Raw genomic sequence first — 10954 nt, forward strand, 5'->3', positions numbered from 1 at the left:
CGCCCCTACCGGTCCCGGACACCGCGCCCTGCCGCTCCACCGGGCTGACCGGCAGCAGCTTGCGCCGGTCACGGGGGGTGTGGGAGGCGTGGACACCGCCGGCCAGGATGGTGCGCAGCCGGTCGGAAATGTCCGCGTAGTCGTCGAAGCCGAGGACACCGTCGGCCTCCGGAAGAGCCTCGGCCAGGTCCTTGCCGTACCGCTCGGCCATGCAGCCCACCGCGACGACCGCTTGGGTGCGGCCCTGCGTCTTGAGGTCGTTCGCCTCCAGCAGGGCGTCCACCGAGTCCTTCTTGGCGGCGTCGACGAAGCCGCAGGTGTTCACCACCGCGACATCGGCGTCGGAGGCGTCGTCGACAAGCTGCCAGCCGTCCGCCGCCAGCCGGCCGGCGAGCTCCTCCGAGTCCACCTCATTGCGGGCGCATCCGAGCGTGACAAGGGCGACGGTACGGGGTTCGGGCATAGGCACCAGCCTACCCGGTGACCTGTCGGCGCCTTCGCCGTGCGGTTCGCCGAACGCCCGTCCGCCCCCGCCGGTCCGGCGGCCCGTGGCTAGCCCTGCGTCGGGTCGCCCGGCGTGTACGTCAGGCGGACGACCTGGCCCTTTCCGCCGGCCGGTCCGAGGTCCTTGCCGTTGACGAAGAGCTGGACCGCGCCCGCGTTGCCGACGATCAGCTTGATCTTCTTGTCGTCGGTCCAGGTCTTGGACTGGCCCTCCTTGAGGGACGCCTGGAAGAGCTGCTTGCCGTTGCCGTCGGTGGCCTGGACCCAGCTCGCGCCGCCCTCGGCGCTGACCTTGACCGTGACCTTCCCGGGCGGGGCGGCGGCGATGGCGCTGCCGGTGTCGGTCGACTGCGGCGGGGTGGGTGCGCCGTTGCCCTGGGGCGACGACGGGGTCGGGGAGGTGCCGGCCGACGCGGAGGAGCTCGGGCTGGACTGGGCGCTCGGCTTGCCGCTGTCGGCACCGGTCCCGCTGAACGCGGTGTAGCCGACGAAGCCGATGACGGCCACGATCGCGGCGACCATGGCCGCGGTCCAGTTCGGCCGGCGCGGCTCGGACTTGATCCGCTCGGCTTCGTACAGCGGCGCGACCGGCGGGGGCGCGGAGCCGGTGTCGTGGTCGGCGGCGTACTGCTCGACCAGCGGATCGGGGTCGACCCCGACGGCGCGGGCGATGGCGCGGATGTGGCCGCGGGCGTAGACGTCGCCGCCGCAGCGGGAGAAGTCGTCCTGCTCGATCGACTGGAGGATCGGGACGCGCACCCGGGTGGTGGTGCTGACCTCGTCAACGGTCAGCCCCGCCTCGGTACGGGCCTGAGCGAGGGCGCGGCCGACCGAAGGAAGGTCGGCGGAGGGCGAGTTGCCGATGGACACGAGGGCGCCTTTCGAGCGTGCAGCCACCTGCTGGAAGTTCAGTCTAGGGGCGGTATGAAACACCGGGGCAGGCGGACTACAGGTTTTCGTCGGCCCCACGGGCACGCGGTGGTGACAACGGGGTGACAGTCGTCCTGCCTGTACAACTTGACGCTTGGACCGTAGAAACGGTTGCCCTTCAACGTGCCCCGAGTTGGCCGGGGTCACACGTGGCACGACTCCACTTGTGTGACGAATGGTACGTACGTCCGGGTGTACCCGTCGGTACCGCCGCTCGATCGCCCGGCCCGTGGCCCCGGCCCGTCAACCGGGCCTGGGTGACGGGCCCGGGCGCCTCACCCGGGGCCGTCACCACCGCGGATCACCGCCAGCACCCCGTCCAGCTCGTCCGCTTGGACCAGCACGTCGCGCGCCTTGGAGCCCTCGCTCGGGCCGACGATCCCGCGGGACTCCATCAGGTCCATCAGCCGTCCGGCCTTCGCGAAGCCCACCCGCAGCTTGCGCTGGAGCATCGAGGTGGAGCCGAACTGGGTGGAGACCACCAGCTCGGCCGCCTGGCACAGCAGGTCCAGGTCGTCGCCGATCTCCTCGTCGATCTCCTTCTTCGGGCCGCTGCCGACGGTGACGTCGGACCGGTAGGTCGGTGTCAGCTGCGCCTTGCAGTGCTCCACCACCTTGGCGATCTCGTCCTCGGTGACGTACGCGCCCTGTATCCGGGTCGGCTTGTTCGCGCCCATCGGCAGGAACAGCCCGTCGCCCTTGCCGATCAGCTTCTCGGCGCCCGGCTGGTCGAGGATGACCCGGCTGTCGGCGAGGGAGGAGGTGGCGAAGGCGAGCCGGGACGGCACGTTGGCCTTGATCAGACCGGTGACGACGTCCACGCTCGGCCGCTGGGTGGCCAGCACCAGGTGGATGCCGGCGGCGCGGGCCAGCTGGGTGATGCGGACGATGGAGTCCTCCACGTCGCGCGGCGCGACCATCATCAGGTCGGCCAGCTCGTCCACGATGACCAGCAGATACGGGTACGCGGTGAGCTCCCGCTCGCTGCCCTCGGGTGTCTTCGCCTTGCCCGAGCGCACCGCCGCGTTGAAGTCGTCGATGTGCCGGTAGCCGTACGCGGCGAGGTCGTCGTAGCGCAGGTCCATCTCGCGGACCACCCACTGGAGCGCCTCGGCGGCCCGCTTCGGGTTGGTGATGATCGGCGTGATCAGGTGCGGGATGCCCTCGTAGGCGGTCAGCTCGACGCGCTTGGGGTCGACCAGCACCATCCGGACCTCGTCCGGGGTGGCGCGGCACATCACCGAGGTGATGAGGCAGTTGATGCAGGAGGACTTGCCGGAGCCGGTGGCGCCGGCCACCAGGACGTGCGGCATCTTGGTCAGGTTGGCCACCACGTAGCCGCCCTCGACGTCCTTGCCGAGCGCGACGGTCATCGGGTGGTCCTCGCCCGCGGCCTCGGCCGAGCGCAGCAGGTCGCCGACGTTGACCATCTCGCGGTCGCTGTTGGGGATTTCGATGCCGACCGCGGACTTGCCGGGGATCGGGCTGATGATCCGCACGTCGGGGCTGGCCACGGAGTACGCGATGTTCTTGGCGAGCGCGGTGATCCGCTCCACCTTCACCGCGGCGCCCAGTTCCACTTCGTACCGGGTGACCGTCGGGCCGCGGGTGAAGCCGGTGACGACGGCGTCGACCTTGAACTCCTTGAACACCTGGCTCAGCGAGGCGACGACCGCGTCGTTGGCGGCGCTCCTGGTACGGCCGGGGCCGCCGCGCTCCAGCAGGTCGAGCGAGGGCAGGGCGTAGGTGATGTCGCCGGCGAGCTGGAGTTGCTCGGCCCGCGGCGGCAGCGGCGGCTCGGCGTCGGAGCCGGCGGCGGGCTTGGTCAGGTCGGGTACGGCGCCGGCCGCGCCCTGGGCCCCGGTGTCGTCGGCGCGGGCCGCGGGCACCGGCTTCTTGAGCCGGCTGGTGAGGTCGGCGACGAGCGGGGACGGCTGCACGCCGTGCAGCACCGCGCCGTCGAGGGCGGCGGCGGCCGCGGCCGCGACGTCCACCGGGTCGAGGTCGAGGTCGTCGGCGCCCTTGCCGGCGCTCGCCGGCTCCGGGCGGCGCCGGGACTTGCGGCGCGGCTTGTCCTGCTGCTCCGGATCGAGCCCGCCCATGCCCGAGCCGGCGCTGTCACCGTCACGCTCTATGTCGTAGGGGTCCGCGCCCTGGCCGCTACGGGACTTGGTGAAGCGGGCGGGCACCCGGCGAACCGGCGAGTCGTCCTCGGCCGCTCCGGAACGCGACCCGGACATCGCGTCCGCGTCGTCGTCGAAGAAGTCCTCCAGCGGGACGGCCTCGGGGTCCGGCGGAGGTTCGTACAGGCCGACCCGGACGCCGGCCGCCCGCAGCCGCTGCGGGATGGCGTTGACCGGGGTGGCGGTGACCACGAGCAGCCCGAAGACCGTGATCAGCAGGAGCAGCGCCGCGGCGAGCGCGGAGCCGACGGTGTAGTGCAGGGGCGCGGCGGCGGCCCAGCCGATCAGGCCGCCCGCGTCGCGCAGCGCCTGCGCGCCGTCGGCGCGGCTCGGGGCTCCGCAGCTGATGTCGATCAGGCCGAGCACGCCGAGCACGAGCGCGGACAGTCCGATCACGATCCGGCCGTTGGCCTCGGGCTGCTCGGGGTGGCGCATCAGCCGGACGGCGACCGCGCCGACCAGGAACGGCACCAGCAGGTCGAGCCGGCCGAAGGCGCCGGTGACCAGGAGTGCGACCAGGTTGCCGACCGGCCCGTTCAGGTTGGACCAGGTGCCGGCGGCGACCACCAGGGTCACGCCGAGCAGCAGCAGCGCCACGCCGTCCTTGCGGTGGGCTGGGTCGAGGCCGCGTGCGCCACGCCCTATCCCGCGGAAGATCGCGCCGACGCCGTGGGCGAGGCCGAGCCACACCGCGCGCACCAGCCGGTAGAGGCCGCCGGTCGGGGACGGCGCGGCCGCGGGCGCGGGTTTGGCCGCCGCCGCCTTCTTGGCCGGCGGTCGGGCGGCAGCGCTCTTGGCCGCGGGCTTCTTCGCCGCGGTCTTCTTGGCCGGAGGCCGCGCCGGGGCTTTCTTGGCGGTGCCGGACGTACGGGGGGCCATGGGCCGAGGTTACCGCCCTTGTGATCGGGGGACACGCCTGCTCGGGGATACGCCCGTTAGTGTCGGACCGCGCTGGGCGCCGGGTTGACGCCGCGTCATGCGCCGAGGGAACGTCCGGTGGGGGCGTGCCGCTCGGCTCGCGCACGGCGCGCCGTGGAATCCAGGCGCGCCGTCCGCGTTCAGTCCGAGCCGCCCTGCTGCTTGCCGAACCCGTTGCCGCCGCCGGTGTCGCCGGGCTCCAGCGCGTCCAATGCCCGCCGCAGCCCGGTGAGTTTGCGCTCCAGGTGCGCGGCCGTGGCCACCGCGGCGGCGTCGGCGCTGCCGTCGAGCTGCTTGCCGAGCGCTTCGGCCTGCTCCTCCACCGCGGCCAGGCGCGCGGACAGTTCGGCGAGCAGGCCGACGGACTCCCTCGCGCCGGCGACACCCGCCCCGTTGGCCGACGCACCGGACGGCGCACCCTGCTCCAACTGGAGCCGCAGCAGCGCCGCTTGCTCGCGCAGCTGGCAGTTCTTCATGTACAGATCCACGAACACCGAGACCTTGGCGCGCAGCACCCACGGGTCGAACGGCTTCGAGATGTAGTCGACCGCGCCCGCCGCGTACCCCCGGAAGGTGTGGTGCGGGCCGTGGTTGATCGCGGTGAGGAAGATGATCGGGATGTCCCGGGTCCGCTCCCGCCGCTTGATGTGTGCCGCGGTCTCGAACCCGTCCATGCCCGGCATCTGGACATCGAGCAGGATCACCGCGAAGTCGTCGGTCAGCAGCGCCTTGAGCGCTTCCTCCCCTGACGATGCACGGACCAGGGTCTGGTCCAGCGCCGAGAGGATCGCCTCCAGCGCCAGCAGATTCTCCGGCCGGTCATCGACCAGGAGGATCTTGGCCTTTTGCACCACGCCACGCCCTCCTCGCCCCGGCTTGGGGCCTCCCCGACTCGCAATGCCGACGGAAGCGCCGATCGCCGCCCCCGGGGGCAGCAATGTCCCGCCGCCCGTCCTTGTGCCGGTCATCGTAGCCGCACCCCGCCGCTCGCCACACCCTGTTACCGCTACGTCACTCACCACGTACCGAAAACGCAGGCGGAGATCGTAAGGTTCCCAGATTCCGGGTGGCTCACACATCACCCGGCACTCAAGTCGGCAAAATATTCGGCCACCTTCGGGCAGGACCGGTCGCCGGACCGAACGCCGGGTCCCGCATCGAACCCCTCATCGGGCATGCATCCAGTTCTCCATGAGCGTCAACAGGTGGTCGGTGTCCACCGGCTTGGTCACGTAGTCCGATGCTCCGGAGTCGATCGCCTTCTCCCGGTCGCCCTTCATCGCCTTCGCGGTGAGTGCGATGATCGGCAACCCGGCGAACTGCGGCATCTTCCGGATCGCCGTGGTCGTCGCGTACCCGTCCATCTCCGGCATCATGATGTCCATCAGCACCACGGCGATGTCGTCGTACTGCTCCAGGACGTCGATACCCTCGCGCCCGTTCTCCGCATACAGCACGGTCAGGCCGTACTGCTCCAGGACGCTGGTGAGGGCGAAGACGTTGCGGATGTCGTCGTCCACGATGAGGACCTTCTCGCCGCTGAACCGGCCGACGAAGGCCGGGTACGCGTCCTCGTGCGCCGTTCCGCGCGCTGCCGCGTCCGAGCCCGCCTCGGGGCCTTCGGGGCCGTTCACGGGGCCACGCCGGCCGTTGAGGGAACCGGCGCCGTGTGCCGACCCGGTCCCGTTCGCCGAACCGCCGTGCCCGGAACCGGCGTCGCCGCCCTCCGGCTGGGTGTGACCCGGCGTCGGCGTGGGCTGGGCGGAGCGGCGGCGCAGCCGGGCCAGGCTGCTGCCCGGACCGCGGTTGCGGCTCTGCGCCTGCTGGTCGGAGTCCGTGCCCCGGCCGCCGCCGGCCGGCAACTGCGGCTGCACGGGCATTGTGTCACCGAGGCTGAGCGGCAGGTACAGCGTGAAGGTGGAGCCGCGGCCGGGCTGGCTGTCGGCGTGGATCTCGCCGCCCAGCAGCCGGGCGATCTCCCGGCTGATCGACAGCCCCAGACCGGTGCCGCCGTACTTGCGGCTGGTGGTGCCGTCGGCCTGCTTGAACGCCTCGAAGATCACCAGCATCTTGCTCGCCGCGATCCCGATGCCGGTGTCGGACACCGAGAACGCGATCAGCGGCTGATCGGGGTCGCGCAGTGTCCCCGCCTCCAGCAACTGCTCGCGGATCGACTGCGGCACTTCGGGGCCGGCCGGGCGGATCACCAGCTCCACCGACCCGGAGTCGGTGAACTTCACCGCGTTCGACAGCAGGTTGCGCAGTACCTGCAACAGCCGCTGCTCGTCGGTGTGCAAGGTCACCGGCAGCTCCGGCGAGACCCGCACCGAGAAGTCCAGGCCCTTCTCCGCGGTCAGCGGCCGGAACGTGGCCTCCACGTAGTCCACGAGCTGCACCAGGGCGATACGGGTCGGCGAGACGTCCATCTTGCCGGCCTCGACCTTCGACAGGTCCAGGATGTCGTTGATCAGCTCGAGCAGGTCGGAGCCGGCGCCGTGGATGGTCTCGGCGAACTCGACCTGCTTGGGCGACAGGTTGGAGTCGGCGTTGTCGGCGAGGAGTTTGGCGAGGATCAGCAGCGAGTTCAGCGGCGTGCGCAGCTCGTGCGACATGTTCGCCAGGAACTCCGACTTGTAGCGCATCGAGACCGCGAGTTGCTCGGCGCGCTCCTCCAGGACCTGCCGGGCATCCTCGATCTCGGTGTTCTTCACCTCGATGTCGCGGTTCTGCCGCGCCAGCAGCTCGGCCTTCTCCTCCAGTTCAGCGTTGGACATCTGCAGGGCGCGCTGCCGGTTCTCCAACTCGTCCGAGCGGTCCTGGAGTTGCTCGGTCAGCTCCTGGGACTGCTTGAGCAGCCCCTCGGTCTTGGTGTTGACCGAGATGGTGTTGACGCTGATCGCGATGATGTCGGTGATCTGGTCGAGGAAGTCCTTCTGGATCTGCGTGAACGGCTGGAACGCGGCCAGTTCGATCACGCCGAGCACCCGCCCCTCGAAGAGCACCGGCAGCACGATCACATGCGCCGGCGGTGCCTCGCCGAGCCCCGACACGATCTTCAGATAGCCCGGCGGCGCCTGCTCGATCAGGATCGAGCGCTTCTCCATCGCCGACTGCCCGATCAGGCCCTCCCCGGGCAGGAACACCGAGGACATCGTGCGCCGGGAGAAGCCGTAGCTGCCGATCAGCGCGAGTTCGTACTCCGAGCCGGCCTCCGTGGTGTCCTGGGCGAGGAAGAACGCGCCGTGCTGGGCGGACACCACCGGGGTCAGCTCGCTCATGATCAGCGCGGCCACGTCCCGCAGGTCGCGGCGGCCCTGCATCAGGCCGGAGATCCGGGCCAGGTTGCCCTTGAGCCAGTCCTGCTCCTTGTTGGCGAGCGTGGTCTCGCGCAGCCGGACGATCATCGTGTTGATGTAGTCCTGGAGTTCCAGGATCTCCCCGGCCGCGTCCACGTCGATCCGCAGGTTCAGGTCGCCGCGGGTCACCGCGGTGGCGACCTGCGCGATGTTGCGCACCTGGCTGGTCAGGTTGTTGGCCATCAGGTTCACGGACTCGGTGAGGTCCTTCCAGATCCCCGAGACGCCCGGCACCCGCGCCTGGCCGCCCAGCCGCCCCTCGGTGCCCACCTCGCGCGCGACCCGCGTCACCTCGTCACCGAACGCCGACAGCTGCCCGACCATGGTGTTGATGGTGGTCTTGAGCTCCAGGATCTCGCCGCGCGCGTCCACGTCGATCTTCTTGGACAGGTCGCCGCGCGCGACCGCGGTCGTCACCTGCGCGATCTGCCGCACCTGACCGGTCAGGTTGGACGCCATCCCGTTGACGGACTCGGTCAGGTCCTTCCAGGTGCCCGCCACCCCAGGCACGCGCGCCTGGCCGCCGAGGATGCCCTCGGTGCCCACCTCACGGGCCACGCGGGTGACCTCGTCACCGAAGGCCGACAGCGTGTCCACCATCGTGTTGATGGTGTTCTTCAGCTCCAGGATCTCGCCCCGGGCGTCCACGTCGATCTTCTTCGTCAGGTCGCCGTTGGCGACGGCGGTGGCCACCGAGGAGATCGACCGCACCTGCGAGGTGAGGTTCGAGGCCATGCCGTTCACCGAGTCGGTGAGATCCTTCCAGATGCCCGACGCGTCACGCACCCGCGCCTGACCGCCCAACTGCCCCTCGGTGCCCACCTCACGGGCCACGCGGGTGACCTCGTCACCGAACGCCGACAGCGTGTCCACCATCGTGTTCACGGTCGTCACCAGCGCGAGGATCTCGCCCTTCGCGTCGACGGTGATCTTCCGCGACAGGTCGCCCGCCGCCACCGCCGACGTCACGTCGGCGATGTTGCGCACCTGGGACGTCAGGTTGTTCGCCATGAAGTTGACGGACTGCGTGAGGTCCTTCCACGTACCGCTGACGCCCTTGACCTCCGCCTGGCCGCCCAGGATTCCCTCCGTGCCCACCTCGCGGGCCACCCGGGTCACCTGCTCCGCGAACGACGACAGCTGGTCCACCATCGTGTTCAACGTGCTCTTCAACTCGAGGATCTCGCCCTTGGCGTCCACGTCGATCTTCTGCGACAGGTCACCACGGGCGACCGCCGTCGCGACCTGGGCGATGTTGCGGACCTGACCGGTCAGGTTGCCGGCCATGAAGTTCACCGAGTCCGTCAGGTCGCGCCACACGCCGGCCACGCCCGGCACCTGCGCCTGACCGCCCAGCCGCCCGTCCGTGCCCACCTCGCGCGCGACCCGCGTCACCTGCTCGGCGAACGACGACAACTGGTCCACCATCGTGTTGATGGTGTTCTTCAACTCCAGGATCTCGCCGCGCGCGTCCACGTCGATCTTCTGCGACAGGTCGCCGCGAGCCACGGCGGTCGTCACCTGCGCGATCTGCCGCACCTGGGAAGTGAGGTTGCCAGCCATGAAGTTGACGGAGTCCGTGAGGTCCTTCCAGGTGCCCGACACCCCGTCCACCCGGGCCTGACCACCCAGCCGCCCCTCGGTGCCCACGTCCCGCGCCATCCGCGTGACCTGCTGCGAGAACGAACTGAGCTGGTCGACCATGCGGTTCACGGTGTTCTTCAGTTCCAGCATCTCGCCGGAGACATCCACCGTGACCTTCTGCGACAGGTCGCCGTTGGCGACGGCCGTGGTCACCTGCGCGATGTTGCGCACCTGAGCGGTCAGGTTCCGGAACGCGGTGTTGACCGAGTCCGTCAGGTCCTTCCACGTGCCCGCCGCGCCGGACACCTCTGCCTGCCCGCCGAGTTGGCCCTCGACGCCGACCTCGCGGGCGACCCGCGTCACCTCGTCGGCGAACGCGGAGAGCTGGTCCACCATGGTGTTCACGGTGTTCTTGAGCTCCAGCATCTCGCCGGAGACATCCACGGTCACCTTCTGCGACAGGTCACCACCCGCCACCGCCGTCGTCACCTGCGCGATGTCCCGCACCTGTGCCGTCAGGTTCCGGAACGCGGTGTTGACCGAGTCCGTCAGGTCCTTCCACGTGCCCGCCACACCCGGCACCTGCGCCTGCCCGCCGAGCTGGCCCTCCGCGCCGATCTCCCCCGCGACCCGCGTCACCTCGTCGGCGAACGTCCGCAGCGTCTCCGTCATCGCGTTGATCGTCTCGGCGAGCTGCGCGACCTCGCCGCGCGCGCCGATGGTGATCTTCTGCGTCAGGTCGCCGTTGGCGACCGCCATCGTCACCTGCGCGATGTCCCGCACCTGAGCGGTCAGGTTCCCCGCCATGAGGTTGACGGAGTCCGTCAGGTCCTTCCACACCCCGGCCACGCCCGGCACCTGCGCCTGACCGCCCAACTCACCCTCGGTGCCGACCTCCCGGGCGACCCGGGTCACCTCGGACGAGAACGACGAGAGCTGGTCCACCATCGTGTTGACGGTGTTCTTCAGCTCCAGCATCTCCCCGGCGACGTGCACCGTGACCTTGCGGGACAGGTCCCCCTTGGCCACCGCCGTCGTCACCAGCGCGATGTCGCGCACCTGAGCCGTCAGCCGGTACGCCATGGTGTTGACCGAGTCCGTCAGGTCCTTCCAGGACCCGGAAACTCCCCGCACCTTCGCCTGCCCACCGAGCTTGCCCTCGGTGCCGACCTCGCTCGCGACCCGCGTCACCTCGTCGGTGAACGCCGACAGCTGGTCCACCAGGCCGTTGACCGTGCGGCCCACCTTCAGGAACTCGCCGCGCAGCGGATGCGCCGACCCGTCCGCGTTCTGCGCCCGCAGGTCCATCCGCTGCTCGAGATCGCCCTCGGCAACCGCCGACAGCACCCTGCCGACCTCGGACACCGGCCGCACCAGGTCGTCCACCAGCGCGTTCGACGCCTCGATCGCGGCCGCCCAGGCGCCTTCCGACGGACCCGTCTCCAGCCGCTCGGTCAACTTCCCGTCCCGCCCCACCAC

The 10954-nt window shown here is 70.5% G+C and carries 4 protein-coding genes and 1 pseudogene; all 5 read right to left on the reverse strand.

Annotation, left to right across the window (positions count from 1 at the left end; all coding sequences use genetic code 11):
- Nucleotides 1-463: pseudogene (locus AC13HU_RS20780) on the reverse strand (30S ribosomal protein S12 methylthiotransferase RimO); the annotation flags it as partial.
- 89 nt (nucleotides 464-552) lie between these two features.
- On the reverse strand, nucleotides 553-1374 hold the full coding sequence (locus AC13HU_RS20785) for a helix-turn-helix domain-containing protein (protein ID WP_483043416.1): 822 nt from the start codon (nucleotides 1372-1374) through the stop codon (nucleotides 553-555).
- A gap of 335 nt (nucleotides 1375-1709) precedes the next feature.
- Nucleotides 1710-4496 carry a DNA translocase FtsK gene (locus AC13HU_RS20790; protein WP_483043417.1) on the reverse strand — a complete coding sequence of 929 codons (2787 nt, stop codon included), beginning with the start codon at nucleotides 4494-4496 and terminating at the stop codon, nucleotides 1710-1712.
- A 179-nt stretch (nucleotides 4497-4675) separates the two neighbouring features.
- The gene (locus AC13HU_RS20795) at nucleotides 4676-5389 is read right to left on the reverse strand and encodes a response regulator (protein ID WP_483043418.1); all 714 of its coding nucleotides are present in this window, start codon (nucleotides 5387-5389) and stop codon (nucleotides 4676-4678) included.
- Nucleotides 5390-5701: 312 nt separating this feature from the next.
- Nucleotides 5702-10954, reverse strand: a 5253-nt coding sequence (locus AC13HU_RS20800; RefSeq protein ID WP_483043419.1) for a hybrid sensor histidine kinase/response regulator, incomplete at its 5' end; no start/stop codon positions are given.

This window comes from Streptomyces sp. NH27 (assembly GCF_056859195.1).